20 protein-coding genes and 1 riboswitch are annotated in these 19,941 nt (G+C 71.5%); of the genes, 11 read left to right on the forward strand and 9 right to left on the reverse strand.

Features of this window, described 5'->3' with window-relative positions; translation table 11 throughout:
* The first annotated feature begins 94 nt into the window (after positions 1 to 94).
* The gene (locus tag OG852_RS26050) at positions 95 to 790 is read left to right on the forward strand and encodes a pentapeptide repeat-containing protein (protein ID WP_330349099.1); all 696 of its coding nucleotides are present in this window, start codon (positions 95 to 97) and stop codon (positions 788 to 790) included.
* Between the two features lie 45 nt (positions 791 to 835).
* Here OG852_RS26050 and OG852_RS26055 read toward each other — a convergent pair whose 3' ends face one another.
* Positions 836 to 1,336: a hypothetical protein gene (locus tag OG852_RS26055; RefSeq protein ID WP_133911954.1), complete on the reverse strand. Its 501-nt coding sequence runs from the start codon at positions 1,334 to 1,336 to the stop codon at positions 836 to 838.
* Positions 1,337 to 1,343: 7 nt separating this feature from the next.
* Here OG852_RS26055 and OG852_RS26060 point away from each other — a divergent pair, with 7 nt between their 5' ends.
* The gene (locus tag OG852_RS26060) at positions 1,344 to 2,774 is read left to right on the forward strand and encodes a M1 family metallopeptidase (protein WP_330351495.1); all 1,431 of its coding nucleotides are present in this window, start codon (positions 1,344 to 1,346) and stop codon (positions 2,772 to 2,774) included.
* On the opposite strand, the gene OG852_RS26065 is transcribed toward OG852_RS26060, so the two are convergent.
* Together OG852_RS26065 and OG852_RS26070 are read right to left on the reverse strand one after the other, a co-directional pair.
* Complete coding sequence (locus tag OG852_RS26065) at positions 2,680 to 3,303, reverse strand: GNAT family N-acetyltransferase (RefSeq protein WP_330349100.1); 624 nt, start codon at positions 3,301 to 3,303, stop codon at positions 2,680 to 2,682. The genes OG852_RS26060 and OG852_RS26065 overlap by 95 nt on opposite strands.
* Before the next feature lie 80 nt (positions 3,304 to 3,383).
* Positions 3,384 to 3,959 carry a TerD family protein gene (locus tag OG852_RS26070; RefSeq protein ID WP_037709701.1) on the reverse strand — a complete coding sequence of 192 codons (576 nt, stop codon included), beginning with the start codon at positions 3,957 to 3,959 and terminating at the stop codon, positions 3,384 to 3,386.
* A gap of 145 nt (positions 3,960 to 4,104) precedes the next feature.
* On the opposite strand from OG852_RS26070, the gene arfB reads away from it, so the two are divergent.
* Positions 4,105 to 4,542, forward strand: a complete 438-nt coding sequence (gene arfB, locus OG852_RS26075) for an alternative ribosome rescue aminoacyl-tRNA hydrolase ArfB (RefSeq protein WP_133911957.1) — start codon at positions 4,105 to 4,107, stop codon at positions 4,540 to 4,542.
* Positions 4,543 to 4,647: 105 nt separating this feature from the next.
* Positions 4,648 to 5,517 carry an alpha/beta hydrolase gene (locus OG852_RS26080; RefSeq protein ID WP_330349101.1) on the forward strand — a complete coding sequence of 290 codons (870 nt, stop codon included), beginning with the start codon at positions 4,648 to 4,650 and terminating at the stop codon, positions 5,515 to 5,517.
* A 374-nt stretch (positions 5,518 to 5,891) separates the two neighbouring features.
* Here the strand turns inward: OG852_RS26080 and OG852_RS26090 are convergent, their stop codons facing one another.
* On the reverse strand, positions 5,892 to 6,410 hold the full coding sequence (locus tag OG852_RS26090) for a flavin reductase family protein (protein ID WP_166663511.1): 519 nt from the start codon (positions 6,408 to 6,410) through the stop codon (positions 5,892 to 5,894).
* Positions 6,411 to 6,809: 399 nt separating this feature from the next.
* On the opposite strand from OG852_RS26090, the gene cdgB reads away from it, so the two are divergent.
* Both cdgB and OG852_RS26100 read left to right on the forward strand, forming a co-directional pair.
* Positions 6,810 to 8,480, forward strand: a complete 1,671-nt coding sequence (cdgB, locus tag OG852_RS26095; protein ID WP_133911959.1) for a diguanylate cyclase CdgB — start codon at positions 6,810 to 6,812, stop codon at positions 8,478 to 8,480.
* 143 nt (positions 8,481 to 8,623) lie between these two features.
* Positions 8,624 to 9,589, forward strand: a complete 966-nt coding sequence (locus tag OG852_RS26100; protein ID WP_330349102.1) for a carbohydrate-binding protein — start codon at positions 8,624 to 8,626, stop codon at positions 9,587 to 9,589.
* Positions 9,590 to 9,591: 2 nt separating this feature from the next.
* Here OG852_RS26100 and OG852_RS26105 read toward each other — a convergent pair whose 3' ends face one another.
* The 3 genes from OG852_RS26105 to OG852_RS26115 all read right to left on the reverse strand — a co-directional run bounded on the left by OG852_RS26105 (position 9,592) and on the right by OG852_RS26115 (position 12,789).
* Positions 9,592 to 10,515 (reverse strand): 1-phosphofructokinase family hexose kinase, encoded by a 924-nt coding sequence (locus OG852_RS26105; protein WP_133911962.1) that lies wholly within the window; start codon positions 10,513 to 10,515, stop codon positions 9,592 to 9,594.
* A gap of 124 nt (positions 10,516 to 10,639) precedes the next feature.
* A complete protein-coding gene (gene nagA / locus OG852_RS26110) occupies positions 10,640 to 11,743 on the reverse strand; it encodes an N-acetylglucosamine-6-phosphate deacetylase (protein ID WP_330349103.1) in 1,104 nt (367 codons plus the stop codon).
* Between the two features lie 104 nt (positions 11,744 to 11,847).
* Positions 11,848 to 12,789, reverse strand: coding sequence for an ROK family protein (locus tag OG852_RS26115; RefSeq protein ID WP_133911963.1), 942 nt, complete (start codon positions 12,787 to 12,789; stop codon positions 11,848 to 11,850).
* Positions 12,790 to 12,963: 174 nt separating this feature from the next.
* Between OG852_RS26115 and OG852_RS26120 the strand changes: the two genes are divergently transcribed.
* From OG852_RS26120 to otsB, 3 genes are read left to right on the forward strand one after another with little or no spacing between them, the layout of a single operon-like run.
* On the forward strand, positions 12,964 to 14,247 hold the full coding sequence (locus OG852_RS26120) for an extracellular solute-binding protein (RefSeq protein WP_443064563.1): 1,284 nt from the start codon (positions 12,964 to 12,966) through the stop codon (positions 14,245 to 14,247).
* A gap of 35 nt (positions 14,248 to 14,282) precedes the next feature.
* Positions 14,283 to 14,513 carry a DUF3263 domain-containing protein gene (locus OG852_RS26125; RefSeq protein ID WP_133911965.1) on the forward strand — a complete coding sequence of 77 codons (231 nt, stop codon included), beginning with the start codon at positions 14,283 to 14,285 and terminating at the stop codon, positions 14,511 to 14,513.
* Positions 14,514 to 14,554: 41 nt separating this feature from the next.
* A complete protein-coding gene (otsB, locus tag OG852_RS26130) occupies positions 14,555 to 15,388 on the forward strand; it encodes a trehalose-phosphatase (protein WP_133911966.1) in 834 nt (277 codons plus the stop codon).
* Here otsB and OG852_RS26135 read toward each other — a convergent pair.
* Positions 15,376 to 16,860, reverse strand: coding sequence for an alpha,alpha-trehalose-phosphate synthase (UDP-forming) (locus OG852_RS26135; protein WP_330349104.1), 1,485 nt, complete (start codon positions 16,858 to 16,860; stop codon positions 15,376 to 15,378). The two genes, otsB and OG852_RS26135, sit on opposite strands and share 13 nt — an antisense overlap.
* Positions 16,861 to 16,989: 129 nt before the next feature.
* A complete protein-coding gene (locus tag OG852_RS26140) occupies positions 16,990 to 17,934 on the reverse strand; it encodes a glucosyl-3-phosphoglycerate synthase (protein ID WP_133911968.1) in 945 nt (314 codons plus the stop codon).
* A 136-nt stretch (positions 17,935 to 18,070) separates the two neighbouring features.
* A riboswitch (SAM riboswitch) is annotated at positions 18,071 to 18,209 on the forward strand.
* 18 nt (positions 18,210 to 18,227) lie between these two features.
* Here OG852_RS26140 and thrC point away from each other — a divergent pair.
* Both thrC and OG852_RS26150 read left to right on the forward strand, forming a co-directional pair.
* On the forward strand, positions 18,228 to 19,508 hold the full coding sequence (thrC, locus tag OG852_RS26145) for a threonine synthase (RefSeq protein ID WP_133911969.1): 1,281 nt from the start codon (positions 18,228 to 18,230) through the stop codon (positions 19,506 to 19,508).
* 46 nt (positions 19,509 to 19,554) lie between these two features.
* Positions 19,555 to 19,830 (forward strand): MoaD/ThiS family protein, encoded by a 276-nt coding sequence (locus OG852_RS26150; protein WP_133911970.1) that lies wholly within the window; start codon positions 19,555 to 19,557, stop codon positions 19,828 to 19,830.
* Positions 19,831 to 19,941: the final 111 nt, after the last annotated feature.

The following is a 19,941-nucleotide window of genomic DNA, read 5'->3' on the forward strand; positions in this document are numbered from 1 at the left end:
CGTGACTGGGACACCTGAGAGGCCCCGGTTTGTGACAACGGCGGTGTCGTCGCAGGTCGGGGGCTTTGTCAGTGGCGGGGTGCACGATGGGGGCATGGCGAGGCGAGCGAGTGGTGGGACCGGCAGGGCCGGTGGGGCGGGAGTGAAGGGGGCGCGGCGGCCCGAGGTGCGGCTGCCCGCGCTGGAGCCGTTCGCGGGAGGGGGACTGGAGCCCGACGGGGACTACGACGGGGTGGAGTTCCGTGAACTCGACCTCGCCGGGCAGGACGGGGCGGGCGCCCGCTTCATGGACTGCGCCCTGACGGAGTGCGCGCTGGACGGCGCGGGGCTCCGGCACGCCCGCGTCCTCGACTCGGTCCTCACCGGCGTACGGGGCGTCGGCACCGATCTCGCGGAGGCGACCCTGCGCGACGTCGAGCTGGCGGAGGCCCGCCTGGGCGGCACCCAGCTCTACGGTGCCGTGCTGGAGCGGGTGCTGATCCGCGGCGGGAAGATCGACTTCCTGAATCTGCGGCAGGCGCGGCTGCGGGACGTCGTGTTCCAGGGCTGTGTGCTCGTCGAACCGGACTTCGGCGGGGCCCGGCTGGAGCGGGTGGAGTTCGTGGACTGCGCGGTGAAGGGGGCGGACTTCACGGCGGCGACCCTGACCGACGTCGATCTGCGCGGCGCGGCCGAGCTGGGTATCGCGGCGGGCGTGGACCGCCTGTCGGGCGCGGTGATCAGCATGTCGCAGCTACTGGATCTGGCGCCGGTGCTGGCGGGGCAGCTGGGGATCAGGGTGGAGGGGTAGGAGGGGGAGCGGGAGAGGCGGAGAGGGGGGAGCGGACGGGCCGGGTCAGCGGAGGCGGGGGAAGCGGGCCTGGAGGGTCCAGATCGCCGGGTTCTCGCCCAGGTCCTCGTGCAGGTCGATCAGATCGGCGAGGAGGTCGTGCAGGAAGTCGCGGGACTCGCGGCGCAGTTCGGTGTGGGAGAAGGTCAGCGGGGGTTCCTCGGCCGGCATCCAGTCGGCCTCGATGTCCACCCAGCCGAAGCGGCGCTCGAAGAGCATGCGGTCGGTGGACTCGGTGAAGTCCAGCTCGGCGTACTGGGGGCGGGAGGCGCGGGAGCCCGCCGGATCCCGGTCGATCCGCTCCACGATGTCGCACAGCGCCCACGCGAAGTCCAGCACCGGCACCCATCCCCAGGCTGTGGACACCTCCCGGTCCGCCTTGGTGTCGGCGAGATAGACGTCACCGCAGAACAGGTCGTGCCGCAGCGCGTGGACGTCGGCGCGGCGGTAGTCGGTCTGCGGCGGGTCCGGGAAGCGGTTGGAGAGGGCGTAGCCGATGTCGAGCACGAGGGTGATGGTGTCATGCCCTCGTAGGATCGCGGGTGTGCCCCGATCCGTGCGTTCCGTCCTCGTGCGTTCCGTCCTCGTGCTGTTCCTCCTCACCGCCTGCTCGGGTGGCGGCGGCCGCGGAGCCGACGGCGCGGCGGGTGTCGGCGACCCGTACTTCCCGAAGGCCGGCAACGGCGGATACGACGTCTCGCACTACGACCTGACGCTCGCCTACGACCCGAAGGGCCGCCCGGCGCTGTCCGGCTCGGCGGCGATCACGGCCCGCGCCGCACAGGACCTCGACTCCTTCCACCTGGACCTGAGGGGCCTGAGCGTCGAGGAGGTCACGGTCGAGGGCGCCCGCGCCGACTGGAGCCGCAGCGGCCAGGAGCTGAGCGTCCGGCCCGCCCACGCTCTCGACAAGGGCGAGACCTTCCGCGTCACGGTCGCCTACTCCGGCACCCCGCGGCCGATCACCGACCCCGACGGCTCCCGGGAGGGCTGGCTGCGCACGGCGGACGGCGCCCTGGCCCTCGGGGAACCGGTCGGTTCCATGGCCTGGTTCCCCGGCAACCACCACCCCTCGGACAAGGCGACGTACGACATCACGGTCACCGTCCCGAAGGACCTGACGGCCGTCTCCAACGGTGAGCCGACCGCGGAGCGCACGGCCGACGGCCGCACGACCTCCACCTGGCACATCGCCGAACCCATGGCGAGCTATCTGGCCACCCTCGCGATCGGCCGCTACACCGTCACCCGCTCGACGACCGAGGACGACCTGCCGGTGTACGTCGCGGTCGACCCGACGCAGGTGTCCGCGAGCCGCGAGGTGCTCGCCCGGCTGCCGGAGATCATGGACTGGGCGCAGAACAACTTCGGCCCCTACCCCTTCTCCTCCACCGGCGCGATCGTCGACCGCCCCGAGGACTCCCGCTACGCCCTGGAGACCCAGAACCGCCCTGTCTTCCCCGGTCCCCCCGACACCGCGACCCTGGTCCACGAGATCGCCCACCAGTGGTTCGGCGACTCCGTCACGCCGAGGACCTGGCGGGACATGTGGCTCAACGAGAGCTTCGCGACGTACGCCGAGTGGCTGTGGGAGGAGGACGAGGGCGGCGCCACGGCGGAGGAGACCTTCACCGACCTCTACGAGAACGGCGAGGAGGACTACCCGGGCCTGTGGGACTTCCCGCCCGGCGACCCCCCGACCGCCGCCGACATCTCGTCCGACCCCGTCTACCAGCGCGGCGCGATGGTCGTCCACCGCATCCGCCGGACCGTCGGCGACGACACCTTCTACGACATCGTCCAGGGCTGGACCGCCGCCCACCGCCACGGCACCGCGGACACCGACGACTTCACGGCGTACGTCGAACGCCAGGCCCCGGACCAGGACTTCGACGAGATCTGGGACGACTGGCTGCACGGCGAGGGCAAGCCGGAACTGCCCTAGGGTCCGCGTCCCAGGGCCGGAGTTCCTTCCGCAGGACCGCGCAGGGGCGCCCCAGTTGCAGGTCGCGCCGGTGTCCGACGACCTCGTAGCCGAGGGCCGTCCAGAAGGCGAGTCCCTTGGGGTTGGCGTCGAGGACGGCGAGCCGTACGGCCGCACGACCGCCGGCGCGGAAGCGTTCCTCGACGCGCTCGGCGATGCGCCGCCCGTACCCCTGCCCGTGCGCCCCCGCGTCGACCATCAGCAGCCCGATCCACGGATCCGGGTCGGCCGGGTCGGGGTGGTGGGCCAGGGTGATCGCCACTCCGACCAGCCGCCCCCCGCTCCTCGCGAGCAGCACCTCCACGTCCGGGTGCGCCAACTCCTCGGCCAGCGCCCGTGCCACCTGCTCCGGCCGGATGTCGTCCGGGTCCGGGAAGTCACCGCTGAGCGCCTGGAACTCGCGGTTCGAGGCGTACAGCGCGGTGAGTTCGGTGAGGACAGGGGAGGGGATGTCGCGGTCGGGGGTGAGCGGGAGGGATTCGAGGATCACCGGGGCAGGCTAGTGCCCCGTACGCACAAGGGGCCCCTGGCGCGAACCGGGGCCCCTCGGTGACTTGATCGGACGCCGGATCAGACGTTGACGCCGAAGTCCTGGGCGATCCCGACCAGGCCGGAGGCGTAACCCTGGCCGACCGCGCGGAACTTCCACTCCGCGCCGTTGCGGTACAGCTCGCCGAAGACCATCGCCGTCTCGGTGGCCGCGTCCTCGGAGAGGTCGTAGCGGGCGATCTCGGCGCCGCCGGCCTGGTTGACGATACGGATGTAGGCGTTGCGGACCTGGCCGAAGTTCTGCGAGCGGTTCTCCGCGTCGTAGATCGAGACCGGGAAGACGATCTTGTCGATGTCGGCGGGGAGGCCGGCCAGGTTGACGTTGATCGCCTCGTCGTCGCCCGCGCCCTCACCGGTGCGGTTGTCGCCGGTGTGGACGATGGTGCTGTCCGGGGTCTGCTTGTTGTTGAAGAAGACGAAGTGGGCGTCGGAGTAGACCTTGCCCTGCGTGTTGACCGCGATCGCGGAGGCGTCGAGGTCGAAGTCCGTGCCGGTGGTGGTGCGGACGTCCCAGCCGAGGCCCACGGTGACGGCGGTCAGGCCCGGAGCCTCCTTGGTGAGCGAGACGTTGCCACCCTTGGACAGGCTTACAGCCATGGTTTGGGACCCTTCCCTCGGTTCAGGTACGGCAGAAAGCTACAGCTACCGGTATGAACGCCAAGAGGGGTACGCAAGGTTCCTGGTCTCTTTGCTTTCTTTACCCGGGAAATCTGGATGACGCGGGCATGCCCGTCGGGCGACCATGGGGGACATGTCCGGTCCCTATCTCATCCGCGGTTCCGTCCCGCTCCCCGAGGCCGAGCTGGCGTGGCGTTTCTCGCGGTCCTCCGGGCCGGGCGGGCAGCACGTCAACACCAGCGACTCGCAGGTGGAGCTCCGCTTCGACCTCGCCCGCACCGAGGCGCTTCCCGAGGTGTGGAAGGCGCGGGCGCTGGAGCGGCTCGCCGGCCGTCTCGTCGACGGCGTGATCGTCGTACGGGCCTCCGAGCACCGCTCCCAGTGGCGCAACCGCGAGACCGCCGCCGTACGCCTCGCGGCGCTGCTCGCCGAGGCCACCGCCCCGCCGCCGAAGCCCCGCCGCCCCACCCGCATCCCCCGCGGCATCAACGAGCGGCGCCTGAGGGAGAAGAAGGCCCGCTCCGACACCAAGCAGGGCAGGTCCGGCCGCAACTGGTCCTGACCCGTCCTGGCCCGTCCTGATACCCGGTACGGCTCTCCCCGCCTCGCCCCCCACCCCCACCGATGTGACATTGGACCGCGGGGGCCGGCAGCGAGGAGCGACAAGATGGCCGTACGGCAGGCGGAGCAGGTCCGGCGGGTCGAACTCGACGGCGGGGACGTCCCCCTGTCCGGTCTCCTCGCGCTTCCCCCCGACGGCGCGCCACCCCGCGCCGTCCTCGTCGCCCTCCACGGCAGCGGGATGGCCGCCGGCTACTTCCACGGCCAGGCCGACGCCTCCACCTCCCTCCTCTCCCTCGCCGCCGGCGCCGGCTACGCCGCCCTGGCCCTCGACCGCCCCGGGTACGGCCTCTCCGCCCGTTCGCTGCCGCACGGCCAGCCTCTCGCCGAGCAGGCCCGGTGTGTGCGGGCGGCGGTACGGGCGTACGCCGACGGACAGGAGACGGGGGCCGGGTTCCTGCTCGTCGGCCACTCGCTCGGCGGCAAGGTCGCGCTCACCGCCGCGGCCACGGCCGGCAAGGACGACCGGCTCCTCGGCGTGGACGTCTCCGGTGTCGGCGCCCGCTGGGCCGTGCCGCCCGACCGGCTGGCCGCCCTGCGCGAGCGTCCCGACGCCCGGCTGCACTGGGGTCCGCTGACCCTCTATCCGCCGGACACCTTCCGCCTCGCGCGCCGCTTCCTCGCGCCCGTCCCGGCGCGGGAGGCCGAGGAGATCCCCGACTGGCCCGGCCGGTACGCGGAGGTGGCCCGTCGGATCCGGGTCCCGGTGCGGTTCACGTTCGCCGAGTACGAGCGTCTGTGGGCCTGGGACCCGCCGGCCCTGCGCGAGCTGACCCGGTCCCTGGCGGCGCCCCTGGTCCGCGTGGACCACGAGCCGGACGCCGGGCACAACATCAGTCTCGGGCGCTCCGCTCGGCGCCATCATCTGCGGCTGCTGGACTTCCTGGAGGAGTGCCGGGGGCGGGCCGCCGCCTGATGCCGCGGGGCCGTCGCGCAGTTCCCCGCGTCCCTCGGGGGCGCTGCCCCGGCCCAACGCCGGGCACTCCACCACCCCGGCCGCGACCGATTGCACCGCGAAACGGCCATGATCCCGGCGCTGCTCCCCGGCCGCGATGGTCGGGCGCCACAGACCTGATCAGGCGAGGCCGGGCGACACCGGGGTGCGATAGGCCTCGGCGGGTGACTTCACCGCGGGTGCGACTGCGAATTCCTGCGCGGGTCCGACCTTCGTCGCGAGAGCCCCGTCGAGATTCACGGAGGTGATTTCTTCGAGCCTGAGAGAAGTCCCCGACGTGTTCGTCATCCGCGGAAAGCAAGTCGGCCGCTCATCCTCCGGCCGCTGAATTCCGTTCAGCCCAACTGCCGGTAGCGGCCCCGGAAATACACCAGCGGACCGCCGCCCGCACTCGGCACCCCCGCCCTCAGCACCCGCCCGATCACGAGCGTGTGGTCGCCCGCCTCCACCCGCTGCTCGGTCCGGCACTCCACGGTCCCGAGCGCACCGCCCACCAGGGGCGCGCCGGTCGCCTCGCCGCGGACGTACGGGATGTCCTCGAAGAGCAGCCGGTCGCTGAGCCGGCCCTTCATCGAGAAGCGGCCCGCGATGTGCCGCTGGCTCTCGGAGAGCACCGACACCGCCCACAGCGGCTGCTCGTCCAGCACGTCGTCCATCCGGGAGCCCGTGCGCAGGCTGACCAGCACCAGGGGCGGGTCCAGGGAGACCGAGAGGAACGCCGTCGCCGTCATGCCGGCGTACTCGCCGGCCGGCGCCCCGGGGTCGTCGGGGTCCAGCGGCGGCTCCTGCGCGGTCACCAGGACCACCCCGCCGGCCAGCCGGGACATCACCGCGCGGAACTCTTCGCTGCTCACTCCCTCAGCATGCCCAAAGGCGGGGACGGGAGGGGTCTTCAGTACGTCGGTAGCCACGCCCGGAACGCTAGTGTCGAAGTCGGGCGCGCCGCATCGGACCTCGGTCCGAGTAGGGTCGTAGGTCCGCGGACCGATTTGTTGTGTGCTCGGTTGTGCACTTGCCGTGTTCAGTAAACACACAGGGAAAACGCAGAAACTCCACTCAAATGTTCAGGTTCGTCTGTGACTTGAGTCACAAGACGCATTAATTGTTGACCCTGTGTACCGAGTGGGCAGCGCGCTGTGATTCAGTGGCGGAGGTGTCACTAGGACATACGCAACGGACTGGAACGACAGAAACGAACGTTACGCCGAAGACAACCCTTGATTCGCTGCGAAGTCTCGGGGGGAGGGCGAAGCATGGAGACCGAGTCGGAGCCGTACGTCCGCCTTGCGTCCCTGCGACAGCTGCACCAGGTCATGGCCGACATGAACACGGCCCGCAGCCTGGCCGACACACTGCAGACCGTCGCCGACGGAGTCGTCAGCGCGCTGGGCTACGAGCTCGCGTGCGTCAACCTCGTGCGCCCCGACGGGGACCTCGTGGTGGCCGCCTTCTCCGGCAACCCCGCCGCCGAGGCCCTGATCACCGGCCGGGTCGGCTCGCGCGCCTCCTGGGAGCGCCGCCTGAGCATGGGCGAGACCTGGGGCGATCTGATCTTCATACCCCACACCGAGGGCTGGATCCTCGACGACGACGACGTCCCGCAGTGGTACACCGACGGGCCCGCCCCCCGCTTCGAGGACGAGTGGCACCCCTCCGACCGGCTCTTCGCCCCCATGTACACCCCGGCCACGCCCGGCAGCGGCGGCACCTGCGGTGAGCTCATAGGCGTCCTGTCCGTGGACCGGCCGCGCAACGGCCGCCGGCCCGGCGCCTGGGGCCGCGAGGCGCTCCAGATGTACGCGTTCCAGGCCGCCATCGCCATCAGCAACGCCCGTCTACGCGCGAATATGCAGCGGGCACTGGTCCGGCTCGAACGGGACCAGCAGGCCCTGCGCGCCAGCGAGGAGTCCTTCCGGCAGGCCTTCGAGTACGCCCCCTCGGGCATGGCCATCGCCGAGATGGGCGGCGACCAGCACGGGCGGATCCTGCGCACCAACGACGCCCTGTGCCGCCTCCTGGGCCGCCCCGCCTCCACGATGCGCCGCTACTCCTTCTCCGACCTCGTCCACCCCGAGGACATAGGCACCCTGCTCCGCACCTCCGCCGAGGGCGGCCGTGCCGAACTCCGCCTCGGCCGCCGCGACGGCACCTACGTCTGGGTCAGCCTGCGCAACTCCGTGGTCGCCGACGCCGCCGACGGGCCCCGCTTCCTGCTCACCCACGTCGAGGACATCGAGGAGCGCAAGCGCCGCGAGCTGCAGCTCGCCCATCGCGCCTCCCACGACTCCCTCACCGGTCTGCCCAACTCGGCCGAACTGCGCTCCCGGCTCTCCGCCCGGATCTGCCAGCGGCCCCAGTCGACCCACCCCGCCGCCGTCGACGCCATGGACCAGACCTACGGCCACCCCGCCTTCGACGCCAACGGCCACGGCTTCGACTACCGCCCCGGCGGCGCCGAGTCCTACGACGGCTACGACCACCACGTGCACACCGCCGCCCCCGAGGACGCCGCCCGCGACGACGGCACCAAGGGGCTCGCGGTCCTCTTCTGCGACCTCGACGGCTTCAAGTCGATCAACGACCGGTTCGGGCACAACGCCGGCGACGCCGTCCTCATCGAGGTCGCCCGGAGGCTGTCGCGGGCCGTCCGCGACGGCGACACCGTCGCCCGGCTCGGCGGCGACGAGTTCGTCATCCTCGCCGACGGCCTCGGCCGGGCCGACGCCGCCGACCTCGCCGTACGCCTGCGCAACGAGATCATCCAGCCGATCCGCGCCGAGGGCCGGGCCGTGCGCGTGGGCGCCAGCTTCGGCATCGGCTGGGCCCACTGCGGGATGACCGCCGACGAAGTCCTGAAGTCCGCCGACGAACGGATGTACGTCGAGAAACGATCTCGTCCCAAACAGCACAGACGTGCGGGGTGAAACACCGACGAACCACCAGGTCGGCCCCCGGGTCGCCGAGCTGATGCGATGCGGGTCACCCGTTCGGGGCAGCTGGACCGGGTAGGCTCGCCATTCGCACCTTGCAACGCATCAGCCCCGCACCTGTTGAGGAGTACGAAGGGATGACGCCCGGCAACAACGGCGCGAGTACGCCCGAGGACGACGACCCGTTCGGCTACCTCTACGCCGACGGCCAGGCCAACGGCGCCCAGCCGCCCTCCGGTGGCTACGGCTACCCGGGCTCGGTCAGCAGAGTGCGTGCGGTCGGTGAGCGCCAGTACGGACAGCCGCAGCAGCAGACCGCGCAGTACGGGCAGTACGGCCAGCCCGGCCCGCCCACGGTGCCCCAGCAGGGCGCCTACGGCCAGCCCCAGCAGAACTACGCCGCGCCCGAGGCCTTCCCCGGCTCCGGCGGCCCCACCGGCCGTCAGCACTCGGCCCAGGGCGGTGGCGGCCGGGGCGGCGGCCCCAACACCAAGGGCCTGCTGATCGGCGCGGTCGCCGTGGTCGCCGCCGTCGTGATCGGCATCGCGGTGGTCATGGCCAACGGCGACTCCGACACCGGCGACAACAACGCGAGCAACCAGGTCTCCCCCTCGGCCTCCGCCTCCGCGAGCGCCTCCCCCAGCGAGTCCTCCACCGGCGAGGCCGCCGAGGAACTGCCGACGGTCGACGCCAAGACCCTCAAACTCGCCGGAGGCGCCGCCCTGGCCTCCGACGTCCAGGGCGCCGAGTCGGACGGCGGGATCTACGTCAACAATCTGAACAACCAGGGCGCGTCGGTGACCTGGACGGTCAACGGGATCCCGTCCGACGGCTCCTACACGCTCTTCGCGCACTACAGCGCCGCCGGTGAGGACCAGTCGATGACGCTCACCGTCAACGGCAAGAAGTTCGGCAGCCCGATGAGCATGAAGAACTACGCGAACGCCGCCGACGGCGACTTCGCCAAGGGCTGGACCACGACGTACTCCTACCCGACGCTCACCAAGGGCACGAACACCATCTCGATCTCCTGCGAGAGCGGCGACAAGTGCAATGTCCTGCTCGACCAGCTGTATCTGAAGGCGGGCCAGGTCAAGAGCTGAGCTCAGGCCGCGGTGGCCTCGCCGGTCACCGTGATGCGGGTCTGCAGGTCCTCGTAGGCGGGGCGGTCGAAGTCGCCGGCCGTCGGGGCGAGGACCGTGGCCGTGGACAGGGCGACCGCCCGGGCCAGGCGGGCCGGCCAGGGCAGGCCCTCCACCAGGGCCGAGAGCAGCCCGGCCGCGACCGAGTCGCCGGCGCCCGTGGGGTTGCCGTGGATCCGGGTGGGCGGGGTGGCGCGCCAGCGGCCCTCCGGGGTCGCCGCGAGCAGGCCCTCGGGGCCCAGTGAGGCCACCACGGCCTGCGCGCCGCGCCGCCGGGCGTCCTGAGTCGCCCTCAGCGGCTCGTGCGAGCCGGTCAGTTCGGCCAGCTCGTCGGCGTTCGGCTTGACGATGTCCGGGCGGGCCGCGACCCCCCGGCGCAGCGGCTCCCCGCTCGTGTCCAGCAGGACCGGCACCCCCGCCGCCCGTGCCGTCCGCACCAGCCCGGCGTACGCCCCCACCGGAACCCCCGGCGGCAGACTCCCGCACAGGGCCACCGCGTCGGCGTCGGCCACCAGATCCTCGTACGCCTCCTGGAAGGCGGACCACTCGGCCGGGCCGATGAGCGGGCCGGGCTCGTTCAGCTGGGTGGTGTCACCGGTGCGGGCGTCGACGACGGCGACCGTGCGGCGGGTGGCGCCGCAGACGGGCAGGAGCGCGTCGCCGACCGACAACGGCAGCAGCTCCCGTAGGACCCGGCCGGTCGCCCCGCCCGCGAAACCGGTGACCGTCACCTCGTGCCCCAGCGCGGCCAGCACCCGCGCCACGTTCAGCCCCTTGCCGCCCGGACGCTCCGTCACCTCCGTCACGCGGTGCGCGGTGTGCGGCCGCAGGGCCGGGACACGGTACGTGAGGTCGAGCGCGGTGTTCAGCGTGACCGTGAGGATCACCTGTGCCGACCTCCCCCGAGTGATACGAGCGCACGCGACGGTTGCCGCGCGGCCCGATCATGCCAAAAGGACGACGACCGGCCCAGACCCCGGGTCGGCCACCGTCCTCGGCGCAGGGACCGTTTCAGGACAGTTGGGGATCGATCACCCAGTCGCCCTTGCGCATCACGCCCTTGACGTCGAAGTTCTCGTCGAGGAGGACCAGGTCGGCGTCCTTGCCGGGTTCGAGGGAGCCCACCGTGTCGTAGAGGCCGAGGACGCGGGCCGGGGTGGCGGACAGCGCGGTGACGGCGTCCTCGACGGACAGGCGGTCGACGGTCACCGCGCGTTTGAAGGCGCGGTCCTGGGTCAGGGTGGAGCCCGCGATCGAGCCGCCCTCCACCAGCCGGGCCACCCCTTCGCTGACCTCGACCTCCAGCGGGCCCAGGAGATAGCGGCCGTCTCCGATGCCGGCCGCGTCCATCGCGTCCGTGATGAACGCCACCCGGTCCGCGCCCGCGTGACGGAACGCCAGCTCCAGGGAGGCGGGGTGGAGGTGGGTGCCGTCGTTGATGAGCTCGACCGTGATCCGCTCGTCCTGGAGGAGGGCGGCGATCGGTCCGGGGGCGCGGTGGCCGAGCGGCGGCATCGCGTTGAAGAGGTGGGTGGCGACCGTGGCGCCCGCGTCGATGGCCTGAACCGTCTGCTCGTACGTCGCGTCCGTGTGCCCCACGGCCGCGATCACGCCGTGTTCGACCAGGAGGCGTACGGAGTCCAGCCCGCCCGGGAGTTCGGTGGCGAGCGTGACCATGCGCGCCGCGCCGCGGGCCGCGTCCAGCAACTTGCGTACGTCCGCCGGGTCGGGGTCGCGCAGCAGCGCCTCGGAGTGGGCGCCCTTGCGGCAGGGCGAGATGAACGGGCCCTCGAAGTGGATGCCGGCCAGATCGCCCTGCTCGGTCAGCTCGCTCAGCAGACCGGCCTGGCGGACCAGGACGTCCATGTCGTCGGTGACGGCGGAGGCGACGAGTGTGGTGGTGCCGTGGCGGCGGTGGGTGCGGATGGCCTTCTGTACGTCGTCCGCCGTGCCGGAGAAGGAGGCTCCGCCTCCGCCGTGGTTGTGCAGGTCGACGAAGCCGGGGATCAGCCAGTGGCCGGATACGTCGATCAGGTGGGCGTTTTCGGGGGCCCTGCCGGTGATGCGGGTGCCCTCGACGGCCACTTGGCCGTCTTCGACGGTTCCTGTGGGCATGACCACGTGGGCACCGGAGAGGATGAGGGGCGCCTTGCCGGATGCGGGCCGCGGGTCGAGTGTGGCCGGTCGCGCGGTTCCCCGCGCCCCTGAGGGGGTTGCCATCAGGTCGATACCTCCATGCCGTCGGTCGTGTTGAGGAGATCCCAGGCCAGGAGGCCCGCGCCGCGGCAGCCCGCGGTGTCGCCGAGGGCCGCTGGGACGATCTCCGGGAGTTTTTGGAAGGTGACCCGGGTGCGGACGGCGTCCCGGAGGGGGGTGAACAGGGTGTCCCCGGCCTCCGCGAGGCCGCCGCCGATGACGAGGGTGCGCGGGTCCAGCAGGGTCAGGGCGGTGACCAGGCCGTCGGCGAGGGCGTCCACCGCCCGCTGCCAGACCCGGACGGCGTTCGGATCGCCGGACGCGACCGCCTTCGCGCAGTCCGCCGCGTCCGCCTCCGGGTCCCCGCAGGCCGCCGCCCATGCCTCGGAGACCGCGGCCGCCGAGGCGAACCGCTCCAGACAGCCGTGCTGCCCACAGGGACACGGGGTGCCGCCGGGCCGTACGACGACATGGCCGATCTCGCCCGCGAAGCCGTGCGCGCCCGCCTCCACCCGGCCGTCGACGCCGATCGCGCCCGCGATGCCGGTGCCCAGGGCCACGAACAGGAAGCGGTCCGCGCCCCGGCCCGCGCCGACGCGGCCCTCGGCGAGTCCGCCGGTGCGGACGTCGTGGCCGAGGGCGACGGGGGTGCCCAGTCGTTCGGCGAGGAGCGCGCGCAGGGGTACGTCACGCCAGCCCAGGTTGGCCGCGTAGGCGGCGACGCCGGCCGCCTCGTCGACGATGCCGGGCACGGCGACACCGGCGGCGGCCGCGGGCTCGCCCAGGTGCTCCACGCCGTACGCGCGCAGGTCGGCGGCGAAGCCGAGGATGGCGGCGACCACCGCGTCGGGGCCGCGCTCCCGGCCGGTGGGCCGGCGGTCCTGGTGCAGGAGGGTGCCGTCGGCGCCGACCAGCGCCGCCTTCATCCCGGTGCCGCCCACGTCGAGGGCGATGACATGTCTCACGGGAACAGTGTGGCCCGAGGACCCGTAAGAGGTCTAGTCCACTTACCCGTCTTGGGGGTACGGTGCCGCCTCATGAGACCCGTAAGAGGTCTAGTCCACCCATATGGTGTAGACCTTGTTCCGGATATCGGACCCATTGGTATGAACAATCAGTTCGGGATTGAGGGGCGACACGTGCGACAGCGCACAGGCAGGTCACTGACGGCGATCGTGGGCGGGCTGTCCACGCTGGGCCTGGCGGCGGTGCTGTCCGGCTGCGGACTCACCCAGGGCTCCGGGCACACCACCCTCACCCTCGTCGCCGCCGACTACGGCGACAGCGCCGCCAACAGCTCCACGAAGTACTGGGACACGCTGGTAGAGGCGTACGAGAAGAAGCACCCCGACGTCACCGTCGACGTCACCGTCTCCTCCTGGAACGACATCGACGCCAAGGTCAAGTCCATGGTCGACGCCGGGAAGGCACCCGACATGGCCCAGATCGGCTCCTACGCCGACTACGCGGCCGCAGACCAGCTCTACCGGGCCGACGACCTGCTCTCCGTCACCACCCAGGCCGACTTCGTGCAGCAGCTCGCCGCCGCCGGCAAGGTCCGGGGCGTCCAGTACGGCCTGCCGTTCGCCTCCTCCACCCGGCTGCTCTTCTACAACAAGACCCTCTTCACCGAGGCCGGCATCACCCCGCCCACCACCTGGGCCCAGCTCGCCGAGGACGCCGCGAAACTCAAGGCCGAGGGAGTGAAATACCCCTACGCACTGCCCCTCGGGCCCGAGGAGGCCCAGGCCGAGACCCTGCAGTGGCTGCTCAGCGGCGGCGGCGCCTACGCGCAGACCGCCGGCGGCTACAGCATCGACTCCACCGAGAACGTCGCGACGTTCGACTGGCTGAAGAACAAACTCGTCGGCAAGGGACTCACCGGACCGGTCGCACCGGGCTCGCTCAACCGCGCGGACGCGTTCGCCGCGTTCGCCGACGGTCAGGTCGGCATGCTCAACGGGCACCCCTCCCTGATGAAGATGGCGCAGAAGACCGGGGTGAAGTTCGGCATGGTGCCGATGCCCGGCGTCGACGGCCCCTCCAAGGTCGCCATGGGCGTCGCCGACTGGATGACCGCCTTCAGGAAGAACGGGCACGCCGAGGAGATCGGCCGGTTCCTCGACTTCGTCTACGACGAGGAGAACGTGCTCCGCTTCTCCCGCGAGTACGACCTGCTGCCGGTCACCGTCTCCGCCTCCCAGATCATGAGCACGGACGCACAGGACGCCGATCTGCGGCCTTTCCTGGAGGAGCTCCCGCTCGCCGAGCTGTACCCCGTTGGGCGGACCTCCTGGGCGCAGGTCAGCGCGGCCGTCAAGAAGCGCATCGGGAAGGCCGTCAGCCCCTCCGCCGACCCCTCCGAGGTCCTGTCCGACCTCCAGGCGACCGCGACGACCGCGGAGAGCGCCGGCCGCGAGTGAGCCGGCTGTCGGTGGGCGGGGTTACGGTGCGGGGTATGCAGGAACAGCTGGAGCCGAGGGAACGGGGCATCCTCGCGCTGGAACGCCGCACCTTCCCCGGCGCCGGCGCCAAGGAACGAGCCATCCGCGAGGAGCTCGCGCTCTCCCCGGTCCACTACTACCAGCTGCTGAACGCGCTCCTGGACGACCCGAGGGCCCTGGCCCACGACCCGGTGACGGTGAACAGACTGAGGAGGGTGAGAGAGGCCAGACGGGCCGACAGATAGGTACTCGCCCATGCTGCCGGGCGCGCGGCTATCGTCACCGTATGGGCACTCACGCACCCACCACCGCAGCCGGCCGTACCGCTCTGGACGCCATCAGCAGCCGCCCCTCCACCACCCTCGTCGCCCTCGACTTCGACGGCACCCTCGCCCCCATCGTCGAGAACCCCGAGGACGCCCGCGCCCACCCCGACGCCCTCCCCGCCCTCACCGCCCTCGCCCCGAAGGTCGCCGCGATCGCCGTCATCACCGGCCGCCCCGCCGAGATCGCCGTACGCAACGGCGGCTTCGAGGGCGCCCGGGGTCTCGACCACCTCACCGTCCTCGGCCACTACGGCGCCGAACGCTGGGAGGCCCGTACGCAGAAGACCACCGCCCCCGCCCCGCACCCCGGCGTCGCCGCCGTCCGCGCCGAACTGCCCGCCGTCCTGGAGACCGCCGGAGGATGGCCGGGCGTGTGGGTGGAGGAGAAGGGCGGCCGGGCCGTCGCCGTGCACACCCGCCGCGCCGCCGAACCCCAGACCGCCTTCGACGCCCTCCGCGAGCCCCTCACCGCCCTCGCCGCCCGCCACGGTCTGATCGTGGAACCCGGCCGGTTGGTGCTGGAGCTGCGCCCGCCCGGCATGGACAAGGGCGTCGCCCTCCTCGACCACGTCCGCGCCACCGGCGCAGAGTCCGTCCTCTACGCCGGCGACGACCTGGGCGACCTGCCCGCCTTCGCCGCCGTCGACAAGCTCCGCCAGGACGGCGTCCCCGGTCTCCTCGTCTGCAGCGGCTCCACCGAGGTCACGGAACTCGCCACCCGCGCCGACCTCGTCGTCGACGGCCCGGCAGGGGTCGTACGGCTTCTGCGGGACCTGGCAGGTCAGCTCGGCTGAAGTTCCTGCAGGGCCGTGAGCTGGTCCAGGAACCACTGGGCCGGAGGCAGCGCCGTCGCGGCCGCCGCGAGACGTTTGGCGCGCTCGGCGCGCTCCTCCGGCTTCATGGACAGGGCCTCGTGCAGGGCGCGGGCCGTCTCCAGGATGTCGTACGGGTTCACGACGAGCGCGTCCTCGCCCAGCTCCCAGTACGCCCCGGCCTCCCGCGACAGCACCAGCGCGCACCCCTGGTCGGAGACCACCGGGACCTCCTTGGCGACCAGGTTCATGCCGTCCCGGATGGGGTTGACCAGCGCCACGTCCGCGAGCCGGTACGCGGCGAGGGAGCGGGCGAAGTCGTCCTCCAGGTTCAGCAGGACCGGGGTCCAGCCCGGGGTGCCGTACCGCTCGTTGATGTCCGCCGACAGCCGCGCCACCTCGGCCATGTAGGCGCGGTAGACGGCCAGGTCCTGGCGGGAGGGGTAGGCGAAGACGATGTGGACGACCTGCTCGCGCCACTCGGGGTGGTCGTCGAGGAGCTGCCGGTACGCCAGCAGGCCGCGCACGATGTTCTTCGACAGCTCGGTGCGGTCGACCCGCACGATCGTCCTGCGGTCGGCACCGCCGATCTCCTCGCGCAGGGCGACGATCCGCTCCTCCACGTCCGGCCGGTGCGAGCGCTCGCGCAGGAAGTCGGCGTCGGCGCCGAGGGAGTGCACGGCGATCCACGTCCGGTGGCCGGGCCCCGCCCAGCCGGCGACGGACTGGAACGACTCGGGAACCCCCGCCTGGCCCATCCGGGCCGCCAGATCGAGGTCCGTCGCCTGCACGCACGCGGAGAAGGCCGCCGCCCACCGATGGGTCAGGAATCCCAGCCGGTCCGCCCCGAGCATGCCCCGGACCAACTGCTCACGGATGTCCCGCGGCAGCAGCCCGAAGTAGTCCACCGGTGCCCACGGCGTGTGCGAGAAGTGGCCGATGCGCAGGTCCGGGCGGAGTTCGCGGAGCATCCCGGGGACCAGACAGAGGTGGTAGTCCTGCACGAGGACCGCCGCGCCGTCCGCCGCCTCCTCCGCCAGCGCCTGTGCGAAGGCGCGGTTGTACGTCTCGTACGACGCCCACTGGCGCCGGAACTCGGCGTCGAAGGCCGGTTCCAGCGGGGTCTGGTAGAGGAGATGGTGGATGAACCACAGGACCGAGTTCGCGATGCCGTTGTAGGCGTCCTCGTGCACGTCGGCCGGAATGGGCAGCATCCGCACGCCCTCCTCGCCGACGCCGCGCCGGACCGCCTCCCGGTCGCCGTCGGACAGGGCCGAGCACACCCACAGCGCGCCCGCGTCGGGGCCGATGGCCGACAGACCGGAGACCAGCCCGCCACCCCCGCGTTTCGAGTGCAGCGAGCCGTCCTCGCCGATCGTGTAGGAGACCGGGCCGCGGTTGGACGCGACCAGCACCTGAGCACCCCGAGAAGCAGTGTCGTGCGTGGAAGCCATACGCCTCAACCTAGCCCGGCGGGGAAACGCTCAAACGTACGGTTGCCCCGTGTAGGCGGGCGGTATCCGGCCGTATATCGCCGTATACGACCCGGCCACGGTGTTACACGAACCCGCTCCGCGCACGTCCTACGCGACCTTCCGGGACCGGTACTCCGCGATCTCCGCCATCGGCGGCCGCTCCTCCGTGTCCACCGAGTACGTGCGCGGCTCGAAACCGTCCGTGCCGCGCTCGAACTGGGTGAGGGACGGACGCACGAGGTGACCGCGGGCCAGGCGGAGCTGGGCGGTGCGGTAGATCGCCGCCGCCATCCGGCCGAGGGCCTGACCGTCCTGGTGGCGGTGCTTGCGCACCCCGAGGTCGACCTGCGCGAGCGCGTCGAGGCCCACCAGGTGCAGGGCGTCGATCAGCATCCCGAGCTCCACGCCGTAGCCCACCGGGAACGGGAGCTGTTCGAGCAGGGAGCGGCGGGCCGCGTACTCCCCGCCGAGCGGCTGCACGAAGCCGGCGAGCTGCGGCCAGTGCATGTTCAGCAGGGGGCGCGCCATCAGTTCGGTGACCCGCCCGCCCTGCCCGGCGGCGCCGCCCAGGGGACGGTCGTACATCCCCTTGACGAGGTCCACGGAGGGCTCGGTGAGCAGGGGGCCGACGAGGCCCGAGACGAAGTCGGAGGAGAACTCCCGCAGGTCGGCGTCGACGAAGCAGACGATGTCGCCGGTCGTGACGAGCAGGGAGCGCCACAGGACCTCGCCCTTGCCGGGCACGGCCGGTATGCGGGGCAGGATCGTGTCGCGGTGGACGACCCGGGCGCCGGCCGCCGCCGCGACCTCCGCCGTGCGGTCGGTCGATCCCGAGTCGACGACCACGAGCTCGTCGACGAGCGGGACCTGCTGCATGAGGTCGTGACGGATGATCGCGACGATGTCGCCGACGGTCTCCTCCTCGTTGAGCGCGGGCAGGACGACACTGACCGTCCGTCCCGAGGACCGTTTGGCGGCCATGATCCGGTGCAGCGGGCGATCGCTCGCGGTCCAGGAGCGGGTAGTCAGCCAGCGCTCGACTTCTTCCAGCACGTGGGCGGCTCCTTCACCTGTGATCCATCTCGCGGTTCGGACGACTATCTCAACTGTCCAGGTTGTCGGTTACAGTCTTGAACAACGCGGGTGACCATCGCATGTCCTCGGTGGCCCGCCCTCCACAACTTCATACCGCTCATCCAGAGGGGCAGAGGGAAACGGCCCGATGAAGCCCCGGCAACCCTCCAGCCGGTCTCGTTCACGCGAGGCTCCCGGCTAGGGAAGGTGCCAAATCCGTCTCACGGCGAGATGCGTCGTGAGGAAGATGAGGAGAAAGGGCCTCGCCTCACATGGCTGCGCAGACTGTTGCAACCGAATCCACCGTAGACCTGGGTCCCGCCTCGGCACTGAGCTGTCGCGAGTGCGGGCATCGCGTACCCCTCGGCCCGGTCTTCGCGTGCGAGGAGTGTTTCGGCCCGCTCGAGATCGCATACGACTTCTCCTCCTACGAACCGGAGGAGCTCCGCAAGCGCATCGAGGCGGGACCCGCGAACATCTGGCGTTACGCGCCGCTGCTGCCCGTCCCCGCGGACGTGGCGGACAAGCCCAACATCAACCCCGGTTGGACCAAGCTCGTCCAGGCCGACAACCTGGCGCGCGAGCTGGGCGTCGAGGCCGGAAAGCTGTTCGTCAAGGACGACTCCGGCAACCCGACCCACTCCTTCAAGGACCGGGTCGTCGCCCAGGCCGTCGAGGCGGCCCGCGCCTTCGGCTACACCACCCTGAGCTGCTCCTCCACCGGCAACCTCGCCGGTGCCGTCGGCGCGGCCGCCGCCCGCGCCGGCTTCCGCTCGTGTGTGTTCATCCCGCACGACCTGGAGCAGGGCAAGGTCGTCATGGCCGCGATCTACGGCGGTGAGCTCGTCGGCATCGAGGGCAACTACGACGACGTCAACCGCTTCTGCTCCGAGCTCATCGGTGACCCGGCGGGCGAGGGCTGGGGCTTCGTCAACGTCAACCTGCGGCCGTACTACGCCGAGGGCTCCAAGACGCTGGCGTACGAGATCGCCGAGCAGCTCGGCTGGGAGCTTCCCGACCAGCTCGTCGTGCCGATCGCCTCGGGCTCCCAGCTCACGAAGATCGACAAGGGTCTGCAGGAGCTGATCAAGCTGGGGCTCGTCGAGGACAAGCCGTACAAGATCTTCGGCGCGCAGGCGGAGGGGTGCAGCCCTGTCTCCGTCGCGTTCAAGGCGGGGCACGACGTCGTCCGGCCGCAGAAGCCCAACACCATCGCCAAGTCCCTCGCCATCGGCAACCCGGCGGACGGGCCGTACGTCCTCGACATCGCGCGCCGCACGGGCGGTGCGGTGGAGGACGTGACCGACGAGCAGGTCGTCGAGGCGATCAAGATCCTCGCCCGGACCGAGGGGATCTTCGCGGAGACCGCCGGCGGGGTGACGGTCGGCGTCACGAAGAAGCTGATCGAGAGCGGGTTGCTGGACCCGACGAAGACGACCGTCGTGCTGAACACCGGTGATGGTCTGAAGACGTTGGACGCGGTGGCCGGGACCGGGCTCACCGCGACGATCCGCCCGAACCTGGAGTCCTTCCACGAGGCTGGGCTCGCGTAGTTCCCCCCGCGCCCTTGAAAGCATGCACCTGACCGGAGGTCACATCGTGAGCGTCACCGTCCGCATCCCCACCATCCTGCGCACCTACACCGGCGGTGCCGCCGAGGTCACCGCCGAAGGGGCCACCCTGGGTGAGGTCATCTCGGACCTGGAGAAGAACCACACCGGGATCGCCGCGCGTGTCCTGGACGACCAGGGCAAGCTGCGCCGGTTCGTGAACGTCTACGTCAACGACGACGACGTCCGGTTCGAGCAGGGGCTGGAGACGGCGACCCCCGACGGGGCGGGCGTGTCGATCATCCCGGCCGTCGCCGGCGGCTGAGCCGTGGTTGACCTTCGGTCAGTACCCACCGGTAGTAACCGTCGGTAACAGTGATTACCGACTGTTCATCGAATTGCCCCCTCCGTGAGAGAAGCGGAGGGGGCAATTCAG

This window comes from Streptomyces sp. NBC_00582, from assembly GCF_036345155.1.
Classification (GTDB): domain Bacteria; phylum Actinomycetota; class Actinomycetes; order Streptomycetales; family Streptomycetaceae; genus Streptomyces.